The sequence below is a fragment of the Pseudomonas sp. Irchel 3H9 genome (genome assembly GCF_900187495.1).
Lineage (GTDB): Bacteria > Pseudomonadota > Gammaproteobacteria > Pseudomonadales > Pseudomonadaceae > Aquipseudomonas > Aquipseudomonas sivasensis.
Window position 1 is genome coordinate 25964 of record NZ_FYDK01000008.1, and the last position, 23403, is coordinate 49366.

Sequence of the window (23403 nt, forward strand, 5' to 3'; positions counted from 1 at the left end):
GTAGGACCATGGCCAAGATGAGCATGAAAAACCGCGAGCTGAAGCGTCAGCTCACGGTTGCCAAGTACGCCAAGAAGCGTGCAGCACTGAAAGCAATCATCGTTGATCTGAACGCAAGTCCAGAAGCGCGTTGGGAAGCTACAGTTGCTTTGCAGAAGCAGCCACGTGACGCAAGCGCTTCGCGCATGCGTAACCGCTGCCGCCTGACCGGTCGTCCACACGGCGTTTACCGCAAGTTCGGCCTCGGCCGTAACAAACTGCGTGAAGCTGCAATGCGTGGTGACGTACCAGGTCTGGTTAAAGCTAGCTGGTAAGTACTTTCAGCGTCTAGGGGGTCTGCATCGCAAGATACTGACCGCCGGTGACCTTGAATCTGGAACAAGCCCCTTTTGGGGCTTGTTTCATTTCCGGAGTGTGTCTAAAATACGCGGCTCGCCTGAGCCCGTGTTTTTTACGCTCGGAGATTCTCGGCGACATATGTAGCCGCAAGGCTAATTTTTTTGTATTAGGAGCGTCTAGCCCATGAGTATGCAGGACCCGTTAGCGGACATGCTAACTCGTATCCGTAATGCCCAGATGGCTGAAAAGTCCGTCGTAAGCATGCCATCTTCCAAGTTGAAGGTAGCTGTTGCCAAAGTCCTGAAAGACGAAGGCTACATTGCGGGTTATCAGATCAGCAGCGAAACCAAGCCACTGCTGTCCATCGAGCTGAAGTACTTCGAAGGCCGTTCGGTCATCGAGGAAGTGAAGCGCGTTAGCCGTCCAGGCCTGCGTCAGTACAAGTCCGCTGAAGATCTGCCGAAAGTTCGTGGCGGTCTTGGCGTGTCTATCGTCTCCACCAACAAAGGTGTGATGACGGATCGTGCTGCGCGCGCTGCCGGTGTCGGCGGCGAAGTTCTTTGCACTGTGTTCTAAGGGGGGATAAGCATGTCTCGCGTCGCTAAGAACCCCGTTAAGCTGCCAGCCGGTGTCGAAGTCAAATTCGCAGGCCAACAGCTTTCGGTGAAGGGTGCCAAGGGCACTCTTGAACTGAACATCCATTCGTCCGTTGAGATCGTTGAAGAAGCTGGTGAGCTGCGTTTCGCTGCTCGCAATGGCGATCAACAAACTCGCGCAATGGCCGGTACCACGCGTGCGTTGGTAAACAACATGGTCCAAGGCGTAAGCCAAGGCTTCGAGCGCAAGCTCCAGCTGGTCGGTGTTGGTTACAAAGCGCAAGCAAAAGGCACGGTTTTGAACCTTGCCCTTGGCTTCTCGCACCCAGTGGATTACGAACTGCCGGAAGGCATCACCGCTGAGACCCCTAGCCAAACCGATATCCTGATCAAGGGTATCGATAAGCAGCTGGTAGGTCAGGTGGCCGCTGAGATCCGCGACTTCCGTCCACCAGAGCCTTACAAAGGCAAAGGTGTGCGCTACGCGGACGAAGTCGTCCGTCGTAAAGAAGCCAAGAAGAAGTAGGGCATAGCAAATGACCGACAAAAAAGTTACTCGACTGCGTCGCGCTCGCAAAGCACGCCTGAAAATGCACGAACTCGAAGTCGTGCGTCTCTGCGTGTACCGTTCGTCGCAGCACATCTACGCCCAGGTCATCTCGGCCGACGGCAACCAAGTCCTGGCAAGCGCCTCGACTTTGGATAAAGAACTGCGTGATGGTGCCACTGGCAACATCGACGCGGCCACTAAGGTTGGCCAGCTGGTCGCTACGCGTGCTAAGGCCGCGGGCGTCTCGCAAGTGGCTTTCGACCGCTCTGGCTTCAAGTACCACGGCCGCGTGAAAGCGCTGGCTGATGCTGCTCGTGAAGCTGGGCTGGAGTTCTAAGTTATGTCAAATAACGACCAAAAGCGCGACGAAGGCTACATTGAGAAGCTGGTTCAAGTTAACCGCGTAGCTAAAACCGTTAAAGGCGGCCGTATCTTCACTTTCACTGCGTTGACCGTGGTAGGTGATGGTAAAGGGCGCGTTGGCTTCGGCCGTGGCAAGTCACGTGAAGTGCCTGCTGCGATCCAGAAGGCAATGGAAGCTGCTCGTCGCAACATGATCCAAGTTGATTTGAACGGTACCACTCTGCAGTACGCAATGAAGTCCGCCCATGGCGCTTCGAAGGTGTACATGCAGCCTGCCTCTGAAGGTACCGGTATCATCGCTGGCGGCGCTATGCGTGCTGTCCTCGAAGTTGCTGGTGTTCAGAACGTTCTGGCCAAGTGCTACGGCTCGACTAACCCTGTAAACGTGGTTCACGCCACTTTCAAAGGTTTGAAAGCCATGCAATCTCCTGAGTCCATCGCTGCTAAGCGTGGTCTGACTGTCAAGGAGATCTTCTGATCATGGCTACCGTTAAAGTAACGCTGATCAAAAGCATGACCGGCCGCATTCCTAACCACAAACTGTGTGTTAAAGGTTTGGGTCTGCGTCGCATCGGTCACACTGTAGAAGTCCAGGATACTCCCGAGAATCGCGGGATGATCAATAAGGCTTACTACATGCTGCGTGTAGAGGGTTAATCGATGAAACTCAATGATCTGAGTCCAGCGCCGGGCTCCCGTCGCGAAAAGCATCGTCCGGGCCGTGGTATCGGTAGCGGTTTGGGTAAGACTGGTGGCCGTGGTCACAAAGGTCAAACCTCCCGCTCCGGTGGCACCATTGCTCCAGGCTTTGAAGGCGGTCAACAGCCGCTGCATCGTCGCCTGCCTAAGTTCGGTTTCGTATCCCTGAAAGCTATGGATCGCGCAGAAGTGCGTCTGTCCGAGCTGGCTAAAGTGGAAGGCGACATCGTTACTGTGCAGACCCTGAAAGATGCCAACGTGATCAACGTCAACGTACAGCGTGTGAAAATCATGCTGTCCGGTGAAGTGACTCGCGCTGTCACTATCGGCAAGGGAATCGGCGCCACCAAAGGTGCGCGTTCGGCTATCGAAGCAGCTGGCGGCAAGTTCGAGGAATAAATGGCTAAGCAAGGTGCTCTCTCAGCGCTCGGCAAAGGCGGTATGTCTGAACTTTGGGCTCGTCTGCGTTTTCTGTTCCTGGCGATTATCGTCTACCGAATAGGCGCACACATCCCGGTTCCAGGTATCAACCCGGACCGACTCGCAGACCTGTTTCGACAGAATGAGGGGACCATTCTTAGCTTGTTCAATATGTTTTCCGGCGGCGCGCTGGAACGGATGAGCATCTTTGCACTGGGGATCATGCCGTATATCTCGGCATCGATCATCATGCAGTTGATGACCGCCGTCAGCCCGCAGCTGGAGCAGTTGAAGAAGGAAGGTGAAGCTGGCCGTCGCAAGATTAGCCAGTACACCCGCTACGGCACTGTTGCTCTCGCTCTGGTTCAGGCTATCGGCATGTCCGTTGGCCTGGCTGGGCAGGGCGTTGCGTTCACTGGTGACTTTGGCTTCCATTTCGTCGCGGTATCCACATTTGTGGCCGGTGCGATGTTCATGATGTGGCTGGGTGAGCAGATTACTGAGCGCGGTGTTGGTAACGGTATCTCGATGTTGATTTTCGCAGGTATCGTCGCCGGTCTTCCGAGAGCGATTGGGCAGTCTTTCGAGTCTGCACGTCAGGGTGATATCAATATCTTTGCCCTAGTTGCTATCGGTTTGCTGGCAGTAGCGATTATCGGTTTTGTGGTGTTCATTGAGCGTGGCCAGCGTCGTATTGCTGTTCACTACGCCAAGCGTCAGCAGGGCCGTAAGGTCTTTGCTGCGCAGACTAGCCACTTGCCGCTGAAAGTGAATATGGCCGGTGTTATTCCGGCAATTTTCGCGAGCAGCATTTTGCTGTTTCCGGCTTCGTTGGGTACCTGGTTTGGTCAGTCTGAAAATATGGGCTGGCTGCAGGACCTCTCTCAGTCGATCGCTCCTGGTCAGCCGTTGAATATTCTGCTGTTTAGTGCAGGGATTATTTTCTTCTGCTTCTTCTATACGGCGTTGATGTTCAATCCGAAAGACGTAGCGGAAAACCTGAAGAAGTCCGGTGCCTTTATTCCGGGTATCCGTCCAGGTGAGCAGTCTGCGCGCTACATTGATGGCGTTCTGACTCGTTTGACCCTGTTCGGTGCTCTATATATGACGGCCGTCTGCCTGTTGCCCCAGTTCCTTGTGGTTGCAGCAAACGTTCCGTTCTACCTTGGCGGGACCTCGTTGCTGATCGTGGTCGTGGTTGTGATGGACTTCATGTCCCAAGTACAATCGCACCTCGTTTCGCACCAGTACGAATCCCTGATGAAGAAAGCCAACCTGAAGGGTTACGGCAGCGGCATGTTGCGCTGAGTACCCATAAGGTTCGAGGAGTTGGTGATGAAAGTTCGTGCATCGGTGAAAAAGCTGTGCCGTAACTGCAAGATTATTCGCCGCGAAGGTGTTGTTCGAGTAATTTGCAGCGCGGAACCGCGTCACAAACAGCGCCAAGGCTGAGTGTGATCCGCTTGAAGCCCGGCAGCTAGTGCGCTGCCGGGTTGATTATTTGTTATTACAGCGATATTATCTCGCGCCCTATTTCTTGGCTTCCGGGGCGTAGGTAGCTGTCAATTGGAGTCCCACTGAATGGCCCGTATTGCAGGCGTTAACATTCCAGATAACAAGCACACTGTTATCTCGCTGACCTACATCTATGGTGTTGGTCGCACTACTGCGCAGAAAATTTGCGCAGACACTGGGGTAAACCCAGCCGCTAAGATCAAGGATCTGAGCGACGAGCAGATTGAGCTGTTGCGTGGCGAAGTGGCGAAGTTCACCACTGAAGGTGACCTGCGTCGCGAAATCAACATGAAAATCAAGCGTTTGATGGACCTCGGTTGCTACCGTGGTCTGCGTCATCGTCGTGGTCTTCCAGTACGCGGTCAGCGTACCAAGACTAACGCGCGTACCCGTAAAGGTCCGCGTAAGCCGATCCGCAAGTAATCGCCCACGCGAATCGACAGGAAATTAATCATGGCAAAACCTGCTGCTCGTCCTCGTAAAAAAGTTAAAAAGACAGTGGTTGATGGCATCGCCCACATCCATGCATCTTTTAACAACACAATCGTGACCATCACCGACCGTCAAGGTAACGCGCTTTCTTGGGCTACCTCCGGTGGTTCGGGTTTCCGCGGTTCCCGCAAGTCCACCCCGTTTGCTGCTCAAGTAGCTGCTGAACGTGCTGGTCAAGCTGCGCTGGAATATGGCCTGAAAAACCTCGACGTTAACGTCAAAGGTCCAGGTCCAGGTCGTGAGTCTGCTGTCCGTGCTTTGAACGGCTGTGGCTATAAGATCGCCAGCATCACCGACGTGACGCCAATCCCGCACAACGGGTGCCGTCCGCCGAAGAAGCGCCGCGTGTAATCCAGGAGATTGTAAAGAATGGCTCGTTACATTGGTCCAAAATGCAAACTCGCTCGTCGCGAAGGCACCGATCTCTTCCTGAAGAGCGGCGTGCGCGCGATCGAATCGAAGTGCAACATTGAAGCAGCACCTGGTATCCACGGCCAACGCCGCGGTCGCCAGTCCGATTACGGCACCCAACTGCGTGAAAAGCAGAAGGTTCGTCGTATCTACGGCGTTCTCGAGCGTCAGTTCAGCGGCTACTACAAAGAAGCTGCTGGCAAGAAAGGTGCAACTGGTGAAAACCTGCTGCAACTGCTCGAATGCCGTCTGGACAACGTTGTATACCGTATGGGCTTTGGTTCGACTCGTGCCGAATCCCGTCAGCTGGTATCGCACAAGTCGATCAGCGTTAACGGTCAGACCGTAAACGTTCCGTCTTATCAGGTTCGTGCTGGTGACGTGGTCGCAGTTCGCGAGAAAGCAAAAAACCAACTTCGCATTGTCCAAGCTCTCGATCTGTGTGCCCAACGTGGCCGCGTAGAATGGGTAGAAGTAGACACTGAGAAGAAGTCGGGCGTTTTCAAGAACGTTCCTGCTCGCAGTGATCTGTCCGCCGACATCAACGAAAGCCTGATTGTCGAGCTCTACTCCAAGTAAGGGCTAGAAAATAGGTGCATCCATGCAGATTTCGGTAAATGAGTTCCTGACACCCCGCCACATTGATGTGCAGGTTGTCAGTCCAACCCGCGCCAAGATCACACTCGAGCCTCTCGAGCGTGGTTTTGGCCACACCCTGGGCAACGCGCTGCGCCGCATCCTGTTGTCCTCAATGCCCGGCTGTGCAGTAGTCGAGGCCGAGATTGACGGTGTGCTCCACGAGTACAGCGCCATCGAAGGTGTACAGGAAGACGTAATTGAAATCCTGTTGAACCTTAAAGGTCTGGCTATCAAGCTGCACGGCCGTGACGAAGTTACGCTGACCTTGTCGAAGAAGGGTTCGGGGGTGGTTACCGCTGCCGATATTCAGCTGGATCATGATGTCGAGATCGTTAATCCCGATCACGTAATCGCTAACCTGGCGTCTAACGGCGCCCTGAACATGAAGCTCACTGTAGCTCGTGGTCGTGGTTATGAACCGGCCGACTCGCGTCAGAGCGATGAAGACGAAAGCCGCAGCATTGGTCGCTTGCAGCTCGACTCTTCGTTCAGCCCGGTTCGCCGTATCGCATACGTGGTGGAAAACGCCCGTGTCGAACAGCGTACTAACCTGGACAAGCTGGTTATTGATCTGGAAACCAACGGTACTCTGGATCCTGAAGAGGCTATCCGCCGCGCTGCAACCATTCTGCAACAGCAGTTGGCTGCGTTCGTCGACCTCAAAGGTGACAGCGAACCAGTGGTAATCGAGCAGGAAGACGAGATCGATCCGATCCTGCTTCGCCCGGTTGACGATCTGGAACTGACTGTACGTTCGGCTAACTGCCTTAAGGCGGAAAACATTTACTACATCGGCGACCTGATTCAGCGTACCGAAGTAGAACTGTTGAAGACTCCGAACCTGGGCAAGAAATCCTTGACTGAAATCAAGGACGTTCTGGCCTCCCGCGGTCTGTCCCTCGGCATGCGCCTCGACAACTGGCCGCCTGCAAGTCTTAAGAAGGACGACAAGGCGACTGCCTGATCGTCGTAATCACCGAACGTGAGTTTGGTAAGGAATGAACCATGCGTCATCGTAAAAGTGGTCGTCACCTGAGCCGTACCAGCTCGCACCGCAAGGCCATGTTTCAAAACATGGCGGTGTCGCTGTTCGAGCACGAGCTGATCAAAACTACACTGCCGAAAGCTAAAGAACTGCGTCGCGTTGCTGAGCCGCTGATTACTTTGGCTAAGACAGACAGCCTGGCTAACCGCCGTCTGGCTTTCGACCGTACTCGTTCGAAAGCTATCGTTGGTAAGCTCTTCAACGACCTGGGCAAGCGTTACGCTACCCGTGAGGGTGGCTACCTGCGCATCCTCAAGTGCGGTTTCCGCGCTGGTGACAACGCGCCTATGGCGTACGTTGAGTTGGTTGATCGTGCTACTGCCGGCGAAGCTGTAAGCGCCGAGTAAGACGACAAGCTGTAACAAAGAACCGGGCCTAGTGCCCGGTTTTTTGTGCGCGTAACGAAAGCGCGATTTGTACAAGTTTTCGGGGTAGGGGCTTGGCACTATGCGGTTGAGGTTGTTGGTAGTAATTTTCTATTGATGCGTGAAATTTAATGAATTTGTACGTGTTATGTTGCTGATCAATAATCCTCCCAAGCCGATTAGCCGGCAGTTCTAAGTCCGACCTGAGGAAAATTGAGCATGAGCCAGAATAAAATCCTTACTACCGCCAGCGGTGCTCCCGTTGCAGATAACCAGAATTCCCGTTCTGCTGGCCCGCGTGGCCCGCTGTTGCTCGACGATTTCCATCTGATCGAGAAGCTCGCTCACTTCAACCGTGAAAACATTCCTGAGCGCCGCGTACACGCCAAAGGGTCGGGTGCCTACGGAACGTTTACAGTCACCCAAGACATCACTCAGTACACAAGCGCCAAGCTGTTTGAATTTGTGGGTAAGCAGACCCCGACCTTCCTGCGCTTCTCAACTGTGGGCGGTGAGCGTGGTTCTGCTGATACCGAGCGCGACCCACGTGGTTTTGCCTTGAAGTTCTACACTGAGGAAGGCAACTGGGACATCGTGGGGAACAACACTCCGGTGTTCTTCATTCGCGACCCGCTGAAATTCCCTGACTTCATTCACACTCAGAAGCGTCTGCCGCAAAGCAATCTCAAAAGCGCACAGATGATGTGGGACTTTTGGTCGCACTCCCCTGAGGCGCTGCACCAAGTGACCATCTTGTTTTCGGACCGTGGCATTCCAGACGGCTACCGTCACATGCACGGCTTTGGCAGCCACACTTACAGCCTGATCAATGCTAATGGTGAGCGTCACTGGGTGAAATGGCACTACAAAACCAAGCAGGGGATCAAGAATCTGGCTCCAGCCGATGCTGCACGCTTGGCCGGTACCGACCCCGATTACGCCCAGCGTGATCTCTTCGGTGCGATCGAGCGCGGTGATTTCCCGAAATGGCGCGTCTGCATCCAGATCATGACTGAAGCCCAGGCTAACGCTCACTACGAGAATCCTTTCGACGTGACCAAAACCTGGTCGCAGAAGGAATTTCCGTTGATCGAAGTTGGTGAGCTTGAGCTCAATCGCAACCCGCAAAACTACTTTGCTGAAGTTGAGCAGGCAGCATTCGGCCCGAGCAATATGGTCCCAGGTGTTGGCCTGTCCCCAGACCGCATGCTGCAAGGTCGGGTTTTTGCCTACGCTGATGCCCACCGCTACCGTGTTGGCACCAATCACCAGCAGTTGCCGGTAAATGCGCCGCGCAACCCGGTAAATAGCTACCAGCGTGACGGGTCGATGGCTTTCGGCAACAACGGTGGTGCCGCCCCTAACTACGAGCCAAACAGCTACGCCGATGCACCTAAGCAAGCTCCGCAGTACGCCGAGCCAGCCTTGGCCCTGAGCGGTGCCGCTGATCGTTACGATCATCGGGAAGACACTGACTACTACAGCCACGCCGGTGCGCTGTTCCGCCTGATGAACGATGATCAGAAAGCCCTGCTCACCAATAACATCGCGGGTGCAATGGCTGGGGTTTCCAATGATGTGGTTCAGCGTCAATTGGCGCACTTCTACAAAGCGGACCCTGCATATGGAGAAGCAATCGCAAAGGCATTGGGTGTATCGCTTAACTGACTCTAAACGATAAGCAGAACCGCCCTCATTTGGGCGGTTTTTGCGTTATTTCCGCTACTTTTCTCCGGAAATCTTCACTTTTATGCCGTTAGTCCCGTGACCTCCGAGTCATCATGGTTCAAACTACAGACTTTCAAGCAGGGAGATGTAGGGCGATGCAAGGTCACCCCGACGTAATCGATTACCTCAACACGTTGCTGACGGGCGAACTGGCAGCTCGTGACCAATATTTCATCCACTCGCGTATGTACGAAGACTGGGGTTTTACCGAACTCTATGAGCGTATCAACCACGAGATGGAAGAAGAGGCACAGCACGCTGACGCGCTGATGCGTCGTATCCTGATGCTCGAAGGCACGCCGCGCATGCGTCCCGATGATCTGGACGTGGGCACCAGCGTACCTGACATGCTCGCAGCCGATCTTCGCCTTGAATACAAGGTGCGTGCTGCGCTCTGCAAGGGCATCGAGCTCTGCGAGCAGCACAGCGACTTCGTCACGCGGGAAATCCTGCGTGTGCAGTTAAACGACACCGAAGAAGATCACACCTACTGGCTGGAAAAGCAGTTGGGCCTGATCAAGTTGGTAGGGCTGGAGAATTATCTGCAATCGCAGTTCTGATTTCCGGCTACTAAAAAGCCCCTGTCACCGCAAAGTGACAGGGGCTTTTTTATGGGGCATACATCAGGCCCGATCACGCTCCAACAGCGGCTTCAAGTAGTAACCGGTGTGGGACTGCGGCATTTCGGAGACTTGCTCCGGTGTACCTACCGCGATGATCTGGCCACCCTTGGAACCGCCTTCCGGCCCCAGATCCACCAACCAGTCAGCAGTCTTGATCACATCAAGGTTGTGCTCAATCACGACCACAGTGTTGCCGTGGTCGCGCAATCGGTGAAGCACGTCCAGCAGTTGCTGGATATCTGCGAAGTGAAGGCCCGTGGTCGGTTCATCGAGGATATACAGAGTCTTGCCCGTATCGCGCTTGGACAGCTCGCGAGACAGCTTCACCCGCTGCGCCTCACCCCCGGACAGCGTGGTCGCCGACTGTCCCAGCTTGATATACGACAGGCCTACATCCATCAGTGTTTGCAGCTTGCGCGCCAATGCTGGAACCGCGTCGAAGAACACGCGAGCTTCCTCGATGGTCATCTCCAGGGTTTCGTGGATGTTCTTGCCCTTGTACTTGATCTCTAAGGTTTCGCGGTTATAGCGCTTGCTCTTGCATACGTCGCACGGCACATAAATATCCGGCAGGAAGTGCATCTCCACCTTAATCAGGCCATCGCCTTGGCACGCCTCACAGCGCCCGCCCTTGACGTTGAACGAGAACCGGCCAGGACCGTAGCCACGCGAGCGTGACTCCGGAACACCGGCGAACAGCTCGCGAATCGGTGTGAACAGCCCAGTGTAGGTCGCTGGGTTAGAACGCGGTGTGCGGCCAATCGGGCTTTGGTCGATGTCGACGACCTTGTCTAAATGCTCCAGGCCTTTGATGCTGTCATGTGCCGCCGCTTCCAGGGTGGTTGCACCGTTCAGGGCGGTTGCGCTCAGTGGGAACAGCGTGTTGTTGATCAGTGTCGACTTGCCCGATCCGGAAACACCAGTCACACAGGTCAGCAAGCCCAGCGGAATCTCCAGGTCGACATTACGCAGGTTGTTCCCGCGTGCACCTTTGAGGTGTAGCGCCATCTTCTTGTTGCGCGGCGTGCGTTTAGCCGGTACCTCAATCTTCACGCGGCCAGACAAGTACTTGCCGGTCAACGAGTCCGGGTGAGCCATGACTTCGGCCGGCGTACCCTCGGCAACAATATGCCCACCATGTACGCCGGCACCTGGGCCAATATCGACCACATAATCCGCCAGGCGAATCGCGTCTTCGTCGTGCTCGACTACGATTACCGTGTTGCCGATATCCCGCAGGTGTTTCAGCGTACCCAGCAGTCGGTCGTTATCCCGTTGGTGCAAACCAATGGACGGCTCATCAAGGATGTACAAAACGCCTACCAGCCCGGCACCAATCTGGCTGGCCAGGCGAATACGCTGCGCTTCACCGCCCGACAGAGTATCGGCACTGCGATCCAGCGAAAGATAATCCAGGCCCACGTTAACCAGGAACTGCAACCGCTCACGGATTTCCTTGAGGATTTTGTCGGCAATCTCCCCACGGCGTCCTGTCAGCTTGAGGACACCGAAGTATTCACAGGCATCGCCAATCGGCAGATTGGTCACTGCCGGCAGCGTCTTCTCACCCACCCATACATGCCGCGCCTCACGACGCAGGCGAGTGCCACGGCAATCCGGGCAAGGTTGAGTGCTGAGGAATTTCGCCAACTCTTCGCGCACGCTCGCCGATTCGGTCTCGCGGTAGCGCCGCTCCAAGTTCGGCACGATGCCTTCGAACGGGTGGGAGCGCTTGACGATGTCGCCACGGTCGTTCAGGTATTTAAAGTCGACGTTCTGCGAGCCACTGCCATTAAGGATGACCTTCTGCTGATCTGCTGGCAGTTGGTTGAATGGCACTTCAAGGCTGAATTTATAGTGAGACGCCAGTGAACCCAGCATCTGGAAGTAGTAGACATTACGCCTGTCCCAGCCGCGTATTGCCCCCTCCGCCAACGTCAGCTCGCCGTTGACCAGGCGTTTGATGTCGAAGAATTGCTTTACCCCAAGACCATCGCAGGTCGGGCAAGCGCCGGCCGGGTTGTTGAAGGAAAAAAGCTTGGGTTCCAGCTCGCTGATGGCGTGGCCACAGATCGGGCAGGCAAAGCGTGCGGAGAAGATGATCTCTTCACCCGGCTCGTCATCCATCGGCGCCACCAGGGCAATACCGTCCGCCAGTTTCAGCGCGGTTTCGAATGACTCGGCCAGACGCTGCTGCAGGTCGGCGCGCACTTTGAAACGGTCGACCACTACATCGATCGAATGCTTCTTCTGCTTGTCGAGCTTTGGCGCTTCATCCAGCTCATACAGCTTGCCGTTGATGCGTGCGCGTACAAAACCCTGGGCACGCAGCTCTTCGAAAACAGAAAGGTGCTCGCCCTTACGCTCGCGAATCACCGGGGCCAGCAGCATCAGCTTGGCGCCTTCCGGCTGGGCCAGTACCAAGTCGACCATCTGGCTGACGGTCTGGGCTTCCAGCGGAATGTCGTGGTCCGGGCAGCGGGGAATACCTACCCGCGCGTACAGAAGGCGCAGGTAGTCGTAGATTTCGGTGATGGTGCCCACGGTGGAGCGTGGGTTGTGGGAGGTCGACTTCTGTTCGATGGAAATCGCCGGCGACAGACCTTCGATGGTGTCGACGTCAGGCTTTTCCATCATCGACAGGAACTGCCGGGCATAGGCCGACAGCGATTCCACATAGCGGCGCTGACCTTCGGCATACAGCGTGTCGAACGCCAGGGACGATTTGCCCGAGCCGGACAAGCCGGTGATGACAATCAGTTTGTCCCGGGGCAGGGTCAGGTCGATGTTCTTCAGGTTGTGGGTTCTAGCCCCACGAATCAGGATCTTGTCCAAGATGGCCTCGCACGGCGGGCGTAAATAATGCCGGAGTATACGGCTAAAGACTGGATGAATATACACTGTCAAAGTGCCGGGTGCAGCCTTACATGAAAGCTGCGCGGCAAAGCGCCGCATATACCCTCTCAATCGATGGGACTGGTAGAATCGCCGCCGGTTCACACGAGGTTTTTCCATGCACGATCCCCACAGCGAACGCATGAGTAGCGGCGAGACCCGAGCAGCAAGCGGTCTGGCCCTGGTGTTCGCGTTCCGTATGCTTGGCATGTTCATGGTGTTGCCGGTACTGGCGACCTATGGAATGGATCTGGCAGGCGCGACCCCCGCACTGATCGGCCTGGCGATTGGCGCCTATGGCCTGACCCAGGCGATTTTTCAGATCCCCTTTGGGATCATTTCCGACCGCATTGGCCGGCGTCCGGTGATTTACCTCGGGCTGATCGTCTTCGCCCTCGGCAGTGTGCTCGCGGCGCAGTCCGATTCCATCTGGGGTGTGATCGCCGGGCGTATCCTGCAAGGTGCTGGGGCGATTTCCGCTGCGGTGATGGCGCTCCTCTCTGACCTGACCCGCGAACAACACCGCACCAAGGCCATGGCCATGATCGGCATGACCATTGGCCTGTCGTTTGCGGTGGCCATGGTGGTCGGTCCCTTGCTGACTCGTGCTTTCGGCCTGCACGGCTTATTCCTGGCCACCGGCGGCATGGCGTTGTTCGGGATCGTGATCGTGGCCTTTATGGTGCCGCGCTCCACCGGCACGTTGCAGCACCGGGAGTCGGGTGTCGCACGCAAGGCGTTGTTGCCGACGCTCAAGCACCCAGACCTGCTGCGCCTGGATTTAGGTATCTTCGTATTACACGCAATGCTGATGTGCAGCTTCGTCGCCTTGCCCCTGGCCCTGGTGGAAAAAGCCGGGCTGCCCAAGGAGCAGCACTGGTGGGTCTACCTCACTGCTCTGCTGATTTCGTTCTTCGCCATGATTCCGTTCATCATCTACGGCGAGAAGAAACGCAAAATGAAACGAGTTCTCCTGGGCGCCGTCGCGACATTGATGCTCACTGAACTATTCTTCTGGCAGTTCGGCGACAGCCTTCGGGCGCTTGTGATCGGGACGGTGGTGTTTTTTACCGCGTTCAACCTGCTGGAGGCTTCATTGCCTTCGCTGATCAGTAAAGTTTCACCGGCGGGTGGCAAAGGCACGGCCATGGGGGTGTATTCCACCAGCCAGTTCCTTGGCTCGGCGTTGGGCGGCATCATGGGCGGCTGGATGTTCCAGCATGGCGGTTTGTCGGTTGTGTTCCTCGGATGCGCCGGGCTTGCTGCACTTTGGCTGGTCTTTGCTGTTACCATGCGCGAACCTCCCTACGTCACAAGTCTGCGTTTGCCGCTATCGCCTGAGGCGATCCGTGAAAGCGGTCTGGTAGAGCGCCTGAAGGCAGTCGTAGGGGTAACAGATGCAGTCGTGGTCGCCGAAGAGGCGGCCATTTACATCAAATTGGACACCGAATTATTGGATCGCGCGACGCTTGAGCAACTGGTCAATCCAGTGCCGACAGCGCGCCCAGCTTAGGAGAACGTTATGGCCCGTGGGGTTAACAAAGTCATATTGGTCGGTACATGCGGCCAGGATCCCGAAGTTCGCTACTTGCCTAACGGTAACGCCGTGACCAACCTGAGTCTGGCGACCAGCGAACAGTGGACCGACAAGCAAACCGGCCAGAAGGTCGAGAAAACCGAGTGGCACCGTGTGTCGATGTTTGGCAAGGTTGCAGAGATCGCCGGCGAATACCTGCGCAAAGGTTCGCAGGTCTACATCGAAGGCAAACTGCAGACCCGCGAGTGGGAAAAAGACGGCATCAAGCGTTACACCACTGAAATCGTGGTCGACATGCAAGGCACCATGCAACTGCTGGGCGGTCGTCCACAAGGCGATCAACAGGGCCAGGGCGGCATGTCCAACTCGGCACCGCGTCCACAGCAGTCGCGTCCACAGCCAAGCCAGCAGCCACAGCGTGAGTCGCGTCCGGCGCCACAACAGGCCGCTCCGCAACCGGCTCCGGATTTCGATAGCTTTGATGACGATATTCCTTTCTAGGATATCGCTCGGAGCAATCCGTTAAGCTTTCCCGAAAAGCCCCATGAGCCCTGCTCTTGGGGCTTTTTTGTTTGTAGGTTCGCATTGAGAACCGCCGACCCACACAGTCATGGATGAACATCGTGTCGAACACACTGCTGCGCTACGTATTGGCCGTCGTTTTGGCGGCCGGCTGCACCGCGTTACACGCTGAGCCAAAGGCTTCTAAAAACCTGATTGTCGGCCTCTGGGCCATGCAGGCATTGAACGAAGGTCAAACGACCGTGGCTGAGTTCAGGTCCGATGGCCAATTGTTGATGCACGCTTTCGACTGCGTGAAATCAACTCGGGAACCGACGAACGTGGTCGCTTATTCCGTGGCTGACAATGGGGACGTAATCAACATGATATTACCGACCAAAACCATTGAGCTGAAGGTGCTGACCTTTTCTCCCGAGGCCATGCAGTTCACTTCCCGAACGGATGGCATGGAAATCAGGTACGACCTTGAAAAAGTCGACAGCATCGATTCTGTGTGCGAACGCTACCCTCAGCTCAAGGCCGAGCAGGCCCGGAGTACGCCCTACACTGACAGTGATTTCGTCGCTGCCCCAGCCATTCCCGACCATCCGGGTATGGACCGCTACGTCGGCAAATGGAGCTCCAGTAATTTTGTGATGTATGAAATTACCCGAGATGTGAACGGGGTTTTTTACCTGAGTACGCCCAGTGACAAAAACTGGCATTACCTCTACAACGACGTCCACTGGATAGGCAATGCACTGCATTTCCAACGGTATACCTACTCGGACCATGAACAGGCGTTTCGTCTCCCAAAGCACAAATTACTCACCCCTACCAGTCTTGAACCCATGCTTGACGGCCGGATGCGCGAAGACTTTATCCTCAATGGCGATCCGTACATGAGTTTTCTGAAGCGGATGAAATGACGGCATAGAAGATCTCCGGCCCTGGCATTTGTCCTCATGGGTCACACGATTTAGGCTGTAGCCCCTTCCAAAGAACAAGGAAAGCCGCGATGACCTGGTCTGCCAAGCAGTACACGATGTTCGAGCAACAACGCACCCGTCCGGTCCGTGACTTGGTTGCAGCCATTCCAAATAGTGACGTGAAAACCGCCGTTGACCTGGGTTGCGGCCCTGGCAACTCCACTGAAGTGCTGGCCGAGCGCTTCCCTCAAGCACATGTCATCGGCATGGACAGCTCCGACGATATGTTGATCGACGCCCGCAAACGCCTGCCGGAATTGAGCTTTGAACTGGCCGATATCGGCGCCTGGAGTCCCGCGCAAAAATTCGACGTGATCCTGGCCAACGCTTCGCTGCAATGGGTGCCCAACCACAGCACGCTTTACCCTCATCTGGTCAACCAACTGACGCCCGGCGGCACGCTGGCAGTGCAAACCCCGGACAACCTCGATGAGCCTGCACACCGGCTTGCGCGTGAAGTCGCGGCTGAGGGCCCGTGGTCTGCAAAGCTTGGTACGGTCAAACACAATGAGCGGTACGCGGCGAGCTACTACTACGAGTTGCTGAGCAAGCACTGCGCTGCCGTTGACGTATGGCGCACGACCTACCTGCACCCGTTGGCAGATCACGGGGCTGTGGTGGAGTGGTTCAAGGGCACGGGATTGCGTCCATTCCTTGCGCCTTTGACCGATGGTGAAAAAGCCGCCTTTCTACAGGAATATCAGGCGCGGATTGCCCAGGCGTATCCAGCCCTGGCCGATGGCACCGTGTTACTGCCGTTCCCGCGCCTCTTTATTATCGCGACCCGCTAAAACACCCAGGCAAGCAGCGTTTACGCCGCCGCTGCTTGCGCCTTCAAATACTCCTCCGCCGACACCACGCCCGCATACCCAAACGCCAACGAGGCCATGTACGCGCCATGCACCTGCGCGGCCGGAATCACCTGCCCGTTGAACTCCTGATCGCGGGTGGCGCAGGCATCATGAATCACCGTGACCTTGTAGCCCAGATCCGCTGCGGCCCGCACCACGGCATCGACGCACATATGGCTCATGCTGCCGACCACCACCAGTTCGGTGATGCTGCGTTGTTCCAGCAAGGCGCGCAGATTGGTTTCACGAAACGAGTTCACGAAATGTTTAAGCACCACAGGCTCATTGCTTTCGTTCAGTACCTTTGGATGCAACTGCGCGCCTTGTGACCCAGGCGTGAAGAACGGTGCATCTTCGGACGTGAATTCATGGCGCACATGAATCACCGCATCACCTGCCTGGCGGAACGCCTTGAGCACCTGCGCAGCCTTGTCCGCCGCAGCTTCCACACCATCAAGCGGCCACTTGCCCTGGGGGAAGTAGTCGTTCTGGATATCGATTAGGATGAGCGCTTGCTTGGCCATGGGTATTGCCTCGTGATGGGTTGATGGGCCCAGTATCTTAGCTGGCGCCGGCGCCGGGGATTGGCTGCACCGACAATAACAGGGGGAAAACTGACAATGGCTGTTGTTGAGCTGGGCGTGTTGATCTACGAAGGGGCGCAATTGGCCGCCGTGCATGGCCTGACCGACCTGTTCGGCGTGGCCAACCGGATTGCGGCCGAGCATCAGTCTGCACAACTGCCGCTGCTGCGTATCAGTCATTGGCAGGTAAGTGCCGATGGCTCGCCGAAAAGGGTATTCGACAGCCACCCAGGCCCCGACCAGCCGATGATGGCCGTGCTGGTGCCCCCGTCGATCGGTGAGTTCACCGAAGAACAAGCGCCGCCTGCGCTGCTGGAGTGGCTTCGTCAGCAGCACGCGACGGGGACCGTACTCGGTGGCGTCTGTATCGGCTCGATCATGCTGGCGCGCAGTGGCTTGCTGGATGGGCGCAGCGCTACTACCCATTGGTCTTCCGCCAAGTCTTTTGCCGCACGTTACCCCTCTGTGCGCCTGGAGGCGGACAAACCTATTGTCGATGACGGCGACCTGATTACCACGGCCGGGCTGATGGCGTGGTCCGAACTGGGCCTGCGTCTGGTTGACCGTCTCATGGGGCCGAGCATCGCTGCCGACACCGCGCGGTTCTTGGTCATCGAACACAGCGACAGCGCCAGCCAGTGCGGTAGTAACTTTGCGCCGATCCTCGGTCATGGAGACGCGGCCATTCTCAAGGTTCAACATTGGTTGCAAGCCAGCGGGGCGGTAGATGTGTCCGTCGCGACCATGGCGCAAGAGGCGGGGTTGGAAGAACGTACTTTCCTGCGGCGCTTTCGCGGCGCCACTGGCTTGAAACCCACCGAATACTGCCAGCACCTGCGTGTGGGCAAGGCGCGGCAGATGTTGGAGTTCACCAACGGCACCATCGACCATATCGCCTGGACCGTGGGCTATCAGGATCCCAGCGCCTTTCGCGCCATTTTCAAGAAAATCACAGGTCTGGCGCCCAGTGATTATCGCAGCCGTTTTGGCGTGTGAATCGTGCAGAACGCCGCGCACTTGACGCCTCGTCGTGCAGAATAAAACAGGCCAAATGCCATCGGTTTTTCAGTAACTGATTGATTTCAAAACGGTCCCGCCCCTCTGTGTTTTGGCCTGATCCCTGCAGCCTTCTTGATACACACATGGCCGGAAGGCCAAGGGGGACGCATGACCCCGACACAACGCAAAAAATGGGTGGTCGCTTACTCCATACGAGAGGGCGCACCTCAGCATGAAGTCCACACAAACCTCGCCCTGGCCCGCTGGCTGGCGCAAATTCTGGGGCTTAAATTCGGTGGCAGCTACGATCCGCAAAAACACGCTGGCCGTGAGCTGTATTTACTGCCCACGCAAACCCTTGTGGGCCCGGCGCAAGCCCGCGCCCTTAACGTCAAAGGTCCCGAAGATCTGTGGGGCGGCTATGTCGATCACGACTTCATCTGCACCAAAGCCATCAGTCATGGCTTGCTAAGCCCTGAGGCCAAGGCGCCAGAGGGGTGGTCGTCGTTGTTCTGCGAGCGGGTAAAAAAAGTCGTGTTGGAAGGCCTCAGTGTATTCGCGCTCGAAGACGCACTGCCCGCTGCCACGCGTTTGCTCAACGACGGGCCCATTCGCCTGAAACCAGTGCACGCCTGCGCTGGACGCGGCCAGGAAGTTATCCACAGCCTCGATGCCTTCAAAGCCGTGCTGGCCAGGCCTGAGGCCGTGCAATTGTTCGACGAAGGCGTGGTGTTGGAGCAGGACCTGCATGATGTGGTCACCCATAGCGTGGGCCAGAGTTTTATAGGCGATCACGTGTTCAGTTACTGCGGCGAGCAATACCTGACCGAAGACGGGGAGGGCGAAGGTGTCTATGGCGGATCCGACCTGCTGGTCGTACCCGGTTATTACGAAGACTTGCTTAAGCTCGATCTGCCCGAGGACGTACGCCTGGCCATCGAGCAAGCGCAGGTCTTCGACACGGCAGCTGATGAAACCTACCCCAGCTTCTATGCCTCACGGCGCAACTACGACATCGCTCAAGGTTTGGATAACCACGGCCAGCGTCGCAGTGGCGTGCTCGAACAATCCTGGCGCATGGGCGGCGCCAGCAGCGCGGAAGTCGCGGCGCTGCAGAGCTTCATCAACCACCCGGGCCTTAAAGCCATTCATGTGTCCTCGGTAGAAACCTACGTGGACCAAGCGCTGCCGGCGGATGCCATTGAGGTGTACCGCGGCCCCGCGGAAAACAGCGACTTTCTTCTCAAGTACGTGACGGTTAAATCTTATGACGGCTAGAAGTGAAAGCATTTCCATCGATATCGACGACGAACAAATGAGCGGCACGTTTCTGAGCCCTAAATCCAAAGTGCCGGGCGTGTTGTTTGTGCACGGCTGGGGCGGTAGCCAAGAGCGGGATCTGGAGCGGGCCAAAGGCATAGCCGGCCTTGGGTGTGTGTGCCTGACCTTCGACCTGCGCGGTCATGCTGGCAACGGTATTCCATTGAACCGCGTCACCCGCGAAGACAACCTGCGGGACCTGCTGGCGGCGTATGACCGGCTGCTCGCCCATCCTGCCATCGACACCTCGGCGGTGGCGGTCGTGGGCACCAGTTATGGCGGCTACCTGGCTGCAATCCTCACCTCGCTGCGCCCGGTACGCTGGCTGGCGCTGCGTGTGCCGGCGTTGTACCGCGATCAGGAATGGCTCAAGCCCAAGCGCGATCTGGATAAGGTCGATTTGATGGATTACCGCAGCACCCTGGTGCATGCCGAGACTAACCGCGCCTTACATGCTTGTGCGGCGTTTACCGGTGATGTGCTGATTGTCGAATCGGAAACCGATGATCATGTGCCCCACGCCACCATCATGAGTTACCGCGCCGCGTGCCAGCAGACCCATTCCCTGACTCACCGCATCATCGATGGCGCTGACCACTCCCTCAGCGATCCGGTTTCCCAACAGGCCTACACCTCGATCCTGGTGGACTGGATCACCGAGATGGTGGTCGGCGAGCGGTTGAGCATCCTCCAATCCCAGTAGTTCGTTCAGGCGGGTGTTTTCTTCACCCGCAACGCCTTGGCCTTGGCTTCCACGCCCAAGTACATCACCAGTGCAATCAGCAGCGGGCAGATGAAGTAGATCGCCCGATACGCAATCAACCCCGCCAGCAAACTGCCCCGCGACGCCTCATGCTGTAACAGCCCGATAAACACCGCTTCCAGCACCCCAAGCCCGGCTGGGATATGGGTGACTACGCCGGCAATCGCGCTGATCAACAGCACACCCAGTACCAGCGGATAGTCCAACTTGGCGGGCAGCAGGGTAAAAATCACCGCCGCCATCAGCGACCAGTTCAACGCGCCCAACGCCAGTTGCAAGCAGGCCATGCGCAGCGATGGGAGGTTGATCTCGATGCCTCGGATCGACCACGCGCGTTTTTTCGAAAATTGGCAGGCCGCCAGGTAGCCCAGGCTGGCCAACACCAGCAATACACCCACCCCTTGCAGCGCGCCGCTGCTCAGCTTCCAGCCCGGCGGCATGGTCACCAGCCCGCTGCTGAAAACCGCGCCCGCCAGCGCCATGTAGCCAAACCAATTGGTGGCCAGGCTCAGGCCCAGAATCTTGGCGATATTGCCGGTGCTCACGCCCAACCTTGAATACAGCCGATAGCGCATGGCGATGCCGCCGACCCACGCGCTGAGGTTGAGGTTGAACGCGTAGCTGATGATGCCCACCGGCAGAATCTGCTTCCAGCGCAATGGCTGGCGGATGTAGGTGCGGCCGATCAGGTCGAAGCAGGCGTAGACGATAAAGCTGCACAGGGTCAACGCGCCTGCTATCAGCAAGGTATGCAGTTTGAAATCACCCAGCGTCTGGACCACCTCGCTCCAGTCGATCCTGCGGGCGAGCAGGGTGAACAGCACGATCAGCAGCAGGAAGAAGGCGATGGTCAGGGGCTTCTTCCAACGCTTGAAACGCTCAGCTTTCATGGCGCTGTTCCTCATGCACGAAGGGTTTCAAGCGCGGTTTGTGCGCAGGCAGCCAACCGGTCAGCGCGGGGAAATGGCGCATCACATGGAACACCAGGAAGCCGACGGTCAATCGCCACAACCACAGGCGTGGCTTGCGGTTTTCCGGCATGGTCTGGCAGTGATTTTTACTGAGCACTTCGAGGCGCTCGTACAGTTGCTGATTAAACGCGCGGTCGCGAATCAACACGTTGGCTTCCAGGTTCAGTGCCAGGCTCAAGGGGTCCAAGTTGCTCGAACCTACAGTGCTCCACTCGTCATCCACCAATGCGACTTTGCCGTGCAGCGGGCGCTGGCAGTATTCGTGAATCACTACACCGTCTTTGAGCAGGTAGTCGTAGAGCATGCGTGCTGCCAGTTTGGCCAGCAGCACGTCGGGTTGGCCCTGCATGATCAACTGCACATGCACACCGCGGCGCGCGGCGTTGCGGATTTCCCGCAGCAGGCGGTAGCCGGGGAAGAAATACGCGTTGGCGATCACCGCTCGGTGTTGGGCCTTGCTCAGGGCATGGATATACGCTTCTTCGATATCGTCGCGGTGTTGCAGGTTGTCACGGTAAATCAACCGTACCAGGCCGTCGCCGTGCTCGCTCGACCACGCTGAAGGCCGCTGCTGGCGCCGTCGCCACCCGCGCCGCGTGCGCACCTGGCGACCGCTTTGTGCCAAGGCAAAGTGATGCAAGTCTGCCACCGCCGGGCCAATTACCTGCACCGCGTAATCCTGTTTGGCCTCGGGGCCGAAATCCCCCAAGTGATCAGCAGAGAAGTTGATCCCGCCGATAAACCCCACGGTGGCGTCCACCACCACAATCTTGCGGTGCAGGCGGCGGAACCAGTTTGTGCGAATCCCCAGCGTCTTGGACGCCGGATCGAACATCTGCACCGTCACGCCGGCTTCGGCCAGCTCACCGAGAAACCCCGCGCTCAGCTCGCCGCAGCCAAAGCCATCCAGGCTGACCACGACCTTGACCCCACGCTGCGCCGCCTCGATCAGGATACGTTGCAGCTCATGGCCAACCTTGTCTTCGAAAAGGATAAAGGTCTCCAGCAGGATCTCGCGCCGGGCTTGGCGCAGCGCCTCGAATACCTTGGGAAAGTACGCTTCGCCGTTCTCCAGCAACTCGACCTGATTACCGCTTTGCCAGCCGTAATCCAGGTCGCGTGCCTTGGTTTCGTCCGGCGGCTGGTCGGTAGAGATGTGCTCGACCGCAATGTTCATAGCTCAATCTCCACCGACAGCGGCACATGGTCTGAAAGATGGGACCACGGCCGTGTGGTCAGCACCTGTGGGTTGTGAACCTTCACGTTGCGCACATAAATGCGGTCCAGCGGCAGCAACGGCAGGCGTGCCGGGAAGGTGCGCGCCGGTTTGCCAAGGGTGTGCACGAACACCTCGGTGAGGCCGCTTTGGCTCAAATCGGCCCGCTGGCGCCAGTCGTTGAAATCGCCGGCGACCACCAACGGCGCATCGGCGGGAATCTCGCGGATGCGCTGCTCCAGCAAACGCAATTGCTGCTGGCGATGCACCTCGCGCAAGCCCAGGTGGATACAGATTGCGTGCACTTCCTGCCCGCTGCCCGGCAAGCGCAACACGCAATGCAGCAGGCCACGGTTTTCATGGCCGCTTTGGGAGATGTCGAGGTTGTCGTAGCTCACGATCTGGAATTTCGACAGCAGCGCATTGCCGTGGTCGCCATGGGGATAAACCGCGTTACGCCCGTAAGCGAACTGCGGCCAGATACTGTCGGCCAGAAACTCGTACTGCGGCATGTTCGGCCAGTCGCTGTAGCGCTGCGGATGGCGCTCGTGGGTGCCATGGATTTCCTGCAGGAACACCATGTCTGCGCCCACGCTGCGCACCGCTTCTCGCAGCTCGGGCAGGATGAAGCGTCGGTTCAGGGCGGTGAAGCCCTTGTGGATATTGACCGTCAGCACTGTAAAGCGCGTGATGGCGACGCTGGGGGTAACGGGCACCCAGTCGGGGATCGCAGTCATGTGTATTCCTGTGAAGAGTGGGGCTTGGCTTCATGTAATGGCTGACTGCTGGCGGCTGGAGAAAGTTTCGAGCGTCCTACGGACGGTTCTGAAGGACGCATGGAGTTACAAATGCTGTTGAATTGCCATCACTGACGTGATCCAATCCCGCGCTATTTACCCCATTCAACGATTGTGCAGGGCCTGTTCATGGATGATGCAGTTGGCGCGTATTCGGCGTTGGCAGTGGGTCGGCGGCTCTTTTCATGAAGGCCG

28 protein-coding genes are annotated in these 23403 nt (G+C 57.1%); 23 read left to right on the plus strand and 5 right to left on the minus strand.

The annotated features are described in order from the left end of the window. The first annotated feature begins 8 nt into the window (after positions 1-8). From rpsN to bfr, 16 genes are all read left to right on the plus strand, one after another. Positions 9-314, plus strand: a complete 306-nt coding sequence (gene rpsN, locus CKW32_RS24030; protein WP_003176414.1) for a 30S ribosomal protein S14 — start codon at positions 9-11, stop codon at positions 312-314. A gap of 208 nt (positions 315-522) precedes the next feature. Further along, the gene (rpsH, locus tag CKW32_RS24035) at positions 523-915 is read left to right on the plus strand and encodes a 30S ribosomal protein S8 (protein ID WP_010566853.1); all 393 of its coding nucleotides are present in this window, start codon (positions 523-525) and stop codon (positions 913-915) included. Positions 916-927: 12 nt separating this feature from the next. Then, positions 928-1461, plus strand: coding sequence for a 50S ribosomal protein L6 (gene rplF / locus CKW32_RS24040; RefSeq protein ID WP_003176412.1), 534 nt, complete (start codon positions 928-930; stop codon positions 1459-1461). Positions 1462-1471: 10 nt separating this feature from the next. Then, positions 1472-1822, plus strand: a complete 351-nt coding sequence (gene rplR, locus CKW32_RS24045; RefSeq protein ID WP_003176410.1) for a 50S ribosomal protein L18 — start codon at positions 1472-1474, stop codon at positions 1820-1822. A gap of 3 nt (positions 1823-1825) precedes the next feature. Then, positions 1826-2326 (plus strand): 30S ribosomal protein S5, encoded by a 501-nt coding sequence (rpsE, locus tag CKW32_RS24050; protein WP_003176409.1) that lies wholly within the window; start codon positions 1826-1828, stop codon positions 2324-2326. Positions 2327-2328: 2 nt separating this feature from the next. Beyond that, a complete protein-coding gene (gene rpmD, locus CKW32_RS24055; RefSeq protein ID WP_003176408.1) occupies positions 2329-2505 on the plus strand; it encodes a 50S ribosomal protein L30 in 177 nt (58 codons plus the stop codon). A 3-nt stretch (positions 2506-2508) separates the two neighbouring features. Further along, positions 2509-2946 carry a 50S ribosomal protein L15 gene (rplO, locus tag CKW32_RS24060; protein ID WP_003176407.1) on the plus strand — a complete coding sequence of 146 codons (438 nt, stop codon included), beginning with the start codon at positions 2509-2511 and terminating at the stop codon, positions 2944-2946. Next, positions 2947-4275: a preprotein translocase subunit SecY gene (secY, locus tag CKW32_RS24065; RefSeq protein ID WP_017736663.1), complete on the plus strand. Its 1329-nt coding sequence runs from the start codon at positions 2947-2949 to the stop codon at positions 4273-4275. 27 nt (positions 4276-4302) lie between these two features. After that, the gene (rpmJ, locus tag CKW32_RS24070) at positions 4303-4419 is read left to right on the plus strand and encodes a 50S ribosomal protein L36 (RefSeq protein ID WP_002555468.1); all 117 of its coding nucleotides are present in this window, start codon (positions 4303-4305) and stop codon (positions 4417-4419) included. A 129-nt stretch (positions 4420-4548) separates the two neighbouring features. Continuing rightward, positions 4549-4905 (plus strand): 30S ribosomal protein S13, encoded by a 357-nt coding sequence (rpsM, locus tag CKW32_RS24075; RefSeq protein ID WP_003210063.1) that lies wholly within the window; start codon positions 4549-4551, stop codon positions 4903-4905. 30 nt (positions 4906-4935) lie between these two features. Continuing rightward, the gene (gene rpsK, locus CKW32_RS24080; RefSeq protein ID WP_002555466.1) at positions 4936-5325 is read left to right on the plus strand and encodes a 30S ribosomal protein S11; all 390 of its coding nucleotides are present in this window, start codon (positions 4936-4938) and stop codon (positions 5323-5325) included. A gap of 18 nt (positions 5326-5343) precedes the next feature. Beyond that, positions 5344-5964: a 30S ribosomal protein S4 gene (rpsD, locus tag CKW32_RS24085; protein WP_003176404.1), complete on the plus strand. Its 621-nt coding sequence runs from the start codon at positions 5344-5346 to the stop codon at positions 5962-5964. Positions 5965-5986: 22 nt separating this feature from the next. Then, complete coding sequence (gene rpoA / locus CKW32_RS24090) at positions 5987-6988, plus strand: DNA-directed RNA polymerase subunit alpha (protein WP_003176403.1); 1002 nt, start codon at positions 5987-5989, stop codon at positions 6986-6988. A 41-nt stretch (positions 6989-7029) separates the two neighbouring features. Next, positions 7030-7416 carry a 50S ribosomal protein L17 gene (gene rplQ, locus CKW32_RS24095; RefSeq protein ID WP_003176402.1) on the plus strand — a complete coding sequence of 129 codons (387 nt, stop codon included), beginning with the start codon at positions 7030-7032 and terminating at the stop codon, positions 7414-7416. A 237-nt stretch (positions 7417-7653) separates the two neighbouring features. Next, complete coding sequence (locus CKW32_RS24100) at positions 7654-9102, plus strand: catalase (protein WP_095186175.1); 1449 nt, start codon at positions 7654-7656, stop codon at positions 9100-9102. Between the two features lie 155 nt (positions 9103-9257). Further along, positions 9258-9722, plus strand: coding sequence for a bacterioferritin (gene bfr / locus CKW32_RS24105; RefSeq protein ID WP_032884537.1), 465 nt, complete (start codon positions 9258-9260; stop codon positions 9720-9722). A gap of 63 nt (positions 9723-9785) precedes the next feature. Here bfr and uvrA read toward each other — a convergent pair whose 3' ends face one another. Then, positions 9786-12620, minus strand: a complete 2835-nt coding sequence (uvrA, locus tag CKW32_RS24110) for an excinuclease ABC subunit UvrA (RefSeq protein WP_032884538.1) — start codon at positions 12618-12620, stop codon at positions 9786-9788. A 178-nt stretch (positions 12621-12798) separates the two neighbouring features. Between uvrA and CKW32_RS24115 the strand changes: the two genes are divergently transcribed. The 4 genes from CKW32_RS24115 to tam all read left to right on the plus strand — a co-directional run bounded on the left by CKW32_RS24115 (position 12799) and on the right by tam (position 16498). Further along, complete coding sequence (locus tag CKW32_RS24115; RefSeq protein ID WP_095186176.1) at positions 12799-14193, plus strand: MFS transporter; 1395 nt, start codon at positions 12799-12801, stop codon at positions 14191-14193. A gap of 9 nt (positions 14194-14202) precedes the next feature. Next, positions 14203-14718 (plus strand): single-stranded DNA-binding protein, encoded by a 516-nt coding sequence (locus tag CKW32_RS24120; RefSeq protein WP_003232445.1) that lies wholly within the window; start codon positions 14203-14205, stop codon positions 14716-14718. A 122-nt stretch (positions 14719-14840) separates the two neighbouring features. Beyond that, positions 14841-15647 carry a hypothetical protein gene (locus tag CKW32_RS24125; RefSeq protein ID WP_143499437.1) on the plus strand — a complete coding sequence of 269 codons (807 nt, stop codon included), beginning with the start codon at positions 14841-14843 and terminating at the stop codon, positions 15645-15647. An 89-nt stretch (positions 15648-15736) separates the two neighbouring features. Then, positions 15737-16498, plus strand: coding sequence for a trans-aconitate 2-methyltransferase (tam, locus tag CKW32_RS24130; protein ID WP_095186178.1), 762 nt, complete (start codon positions 15737-15739; stop codon positions 16496-16498). A 20-nt stretch (positions 16499-16518) separates the two neighbouring features. Here tam and CKW32_RS24135 read toward each other — a convergent pair whose 3' ends face one another. Continuing rightward, entirely contained in the window at positions 16519-17082 is a 564-nt protein-coding gene (locus CKW32_RS24135) for a cysteine hydrolase family protein (protein ID WP_032884542.1), read from the minus strand. Between the two features lie 96 nt (positions 17083-17178). Between CKW32_RS24135 and CKW32_RS24140 the strand changes: the two genes are divergently transcribed. From CKW32_RS24140 to CKW32_RS24150, 3 genes are all read left to right on the plus strand, one after another. Further along, positions 17179-18138: a GlxA family transcriptional regulator gene (locus CKW32_RS24140; RefSeq protein ID WP_095186179.1), complete on the plus strand. Its 960-nt coding sequence runs from the start codon at positions 17179-17181 to the stop codon at positions 18136-18138. Positions 18139-18309: 171 nt separating this feature from the next. Next, on the plus strand, positions 18310-19419 hold the full coding sequence (locus tag CKW32_RS24145; RefSeq protein ID WP_095186180.1) for a DUF3182 family protein: 1110 nt from the start codon (positions 18310-18312) through the stop codon (positions 19417-19419). Further along, positions 19409-20164 carry a S9 family peptidase gene (locus tag CKW32_RS24150; RefSeq protein WP_095186181.1) on the plus strand — a complete coding sequence of 252 codons (756 nt, stop codon included), beginning with the start codon at positions 19409-19411 and terminating at the stop codon, positions 20162-20164. Before CKW32_RS24145 ends, CKW32_RS24150 begins: the two co-directional genes overlap by 11 nt. Before the next feature lie 5 nt (positions 20165-20169). Here the strand turns inward: CKW32_RS24150 and CKW32_RS24155 are convergent, their stop codons facing one another. Genes CKW32_RS24155 through CKW32_RS24165 form a run of 3 tightly spaced genes read right to left on the minus strand, consistent with a single transcriptional unit; the run spans position 20170 to position 23148 of the window. After that, positions 20170-21114 carry a lysylphosphatidylglycerol synthase domain-containing protein gene (locus CKW32_RS24155; RefSeq protein ID WP_095186182.1) on the minus strand — a complete coding sequence of 315 codons (945 nt, stop codon included), beginning with the start codon at positions 21112-21114 and terminating at the stop codon, positions 20170-20172. Beyond that, complete coding sequence (clsB, locus tag CKW32_RS24160; RefSeq protein WP_095186183.1) at positions 21104-22372, minus strand: cardiolipin synthase ClsB; 1269 nt, start codon at positions 22370-22372, stop codon at positions 21104-21106. Before clsB ends, CKW32_RS24155 begins: the two co-directional genes overlap by 11 nt. Further along, on the minus strand, positions 22369-23148 hold the full coding sequence (locus CKW32_RS24165) for an endonuclease/exonuclease/phosphatase family protein (RefSeq protein ID WP_032884548.1): 780 nt from the start codon (positions 23146-23148) through the stop codon (positions 22369-22371). The genes clsB and CKW32_RS24165 overlap by 4 nt, the downstream gene beginning before the upstream one ends. Positions 23149-23403: the final 255 nt, after the last annotated feature.

Excerpts from the sequence above, each read along its gene's own strand:
- CKW32_RS24140 (WP_095186179.1), top strand. The coding sequence starts at position 17,179 with ATGGCTGTTGTTGAGCTGGGCGTGTTGATCTACGAAGGGGCGCAATTG.
- rplF (WP_003176412.1), top strand. The coding sequence starts at position 928 with ATGTCTCGCGTCGCTAAGAACCCCGTTAAGCTGCCAGCCGGTGTCGAA.
- secY (WP_017736663.1), top strand. The coding sequence starts at position 2,947 with ATGGCTAAGCAAGGTGCTCTCTCAGCGCTCGGCAAAGGCGGTATGTCT.
- tam (WP_095186178.1), top strand. The coding sequence starts at position 15,737 with ATGACCTGGTCTGCCAAGCAGTACACGATGTTCGAGCAACAACGCACC.
- CKW32_RS24155 (WP_095186182.1), bottom strand. The coding sequence starts at position 21,114 with ATGAAAGCTGAGCGTTTCAAGCGTTGGAAGAAGCCCCTGACCATCGCC.
- CKW32_RS24135 (WP_032884542.1), bottom strand. The coding sequence starts at position 17,082 with ATGGCCAAGCAAGCGCTCATCCTAATCGATATCCAGAACGACTACTTC.
- CKW32_RS24150 (WP_095186181.1), top strand. The coding sequence starts at position 19,409 with ATGACGGCTAGAAGTGAAAGCATTTCCATCGATATCGACGACGAACAA.
- rpsH (WP_010566853.1), top strand. The coding sequence starts at position 523 with ATGAGTATGCAGGACCCGTTAGCGGACATGCTAACTCGTATCCGTAAT.
- CKW32_RS24115 (WP_095186176.1), top strand. The coding sequence starts at position 12,799 with ATGCACGATCCCCACAGCGAACGCATGAGTAGCGGCGAGACCCGAGCA.
- rpsN (WP_003176414.1), top strand. The coding sequence starts at position 9 with ATGGCCAAGATGAGCATGAAAAACCGCGAGCTGAAGCGTCAGCTCACG.
- rpsM (WP_003210063.1), top strand. The coding sequence starts at position 4,549 with ATGGCCCGTATTGCAGGCGTTAACATTCCAGATAACAAGCACACTGTT.
- rpmD (WP_003176408.1), top strand. The coding sequence starts at position 2,329 with ATGGCTACCGTTAAAGTAACGCTGATCAAAAGCATGACCGGCCGCATT.
- rpoA (WP_003176403.1), top strand. The coding sequence starts at position 5,987 with ATGCAGATTTCGGTAAATGAGTTCCTGACACCCCGCCACATTGATGTG.
- CKW32_RS24145 (WP_095186180.1), top strand. The coding sequence starts at position 18,310 with ATGACCCCGACACAACGCAAAAAATGGGTGGTCGCTTACTCCATACGA.
- rpsE (WP_003176409.1), top strand. The coding sequence starts at position 1,826 with ATGTCAAATAACGACCAAAAGCGCGACGAAGGCTACATTGAGAAGCTG.
- rpmJ (WP_002555468.1), top strand. The coding sequence starts at position 4,303 with ATGAAAGTTCGTGCATCGGTGAAAAAGCTGTGCCGTAACTGCAAGATT.
- rpsD (WP_003176404.1), top strand. The coding sequence starts at position 5,344 with ATGGCTCGTTACATTGGTCCAAAATGCAAACTCGCTCGTCGCGAAGGC.
- CKW32_RS24120 (WP_003232445.1), top strand. The coding sequence starts at position 14,203 with ATGGCCCGTGGGGTTAACAAAGTCATATTGGTCGGTACATGCGGCCAG.
- bfr (WP_032884537.1), top strand. The coding sequence starts at position 9,258 with ATGCAAGGTCACCCCGACGTAATCGATTACCTCAACACGTTGCTGACG.
- CKW32_RS24165 (WP_032884548.1), bottom strand. The coding sequence starts at position 23,148 with ATGACTGCGATCCCCGACTGGGTGCCCGTTACCCCCAGCGTCGCCATC.
- rpsK (WP_002555466.1), top strand. The coding sequence starts at position 4,936 with ATGGCAAAACCTGCTGCTCGTCCTCGTAAAAAAGTTAAAAAGACAGTG.
- clsB (WP_095186183.1), bottom strand. The coding sequence starts at position 22,372 with ATGAACATTGCGGTCGAGCACATCTCTACCGACCAGCCGCCGGACGAA.
- rplR (WP_003176410.1), top strand. The coding sequence starts at position 1,472 with ATGACCGACAAAAAAGTTACTCGACTGCGTCGCGCTCGCAAAGCACGC.
- CKW32_RS24100 (WP_095186175.1), top strand. The coding sequence starts at position 7,654 with ATGAGCCAGAATAAAATCCTTACTACCGCCAGCGGTGCTCCCGTTGCA.
- rplO (WP_003176407.1), top strand. The coding sequence starts at position 2,509 with ATGAAACTCAATGATCTGAGTCCAGCGCCGGGCTCCCGTCGCGAAAAG.
- rplQ (WP_003176402.1), top strand. The coding sequence starts at position 7,030 with ATGCGTCATCGTAAAAGTGGTCGTCACCTGAGCCGTACCAGCTCGCAC.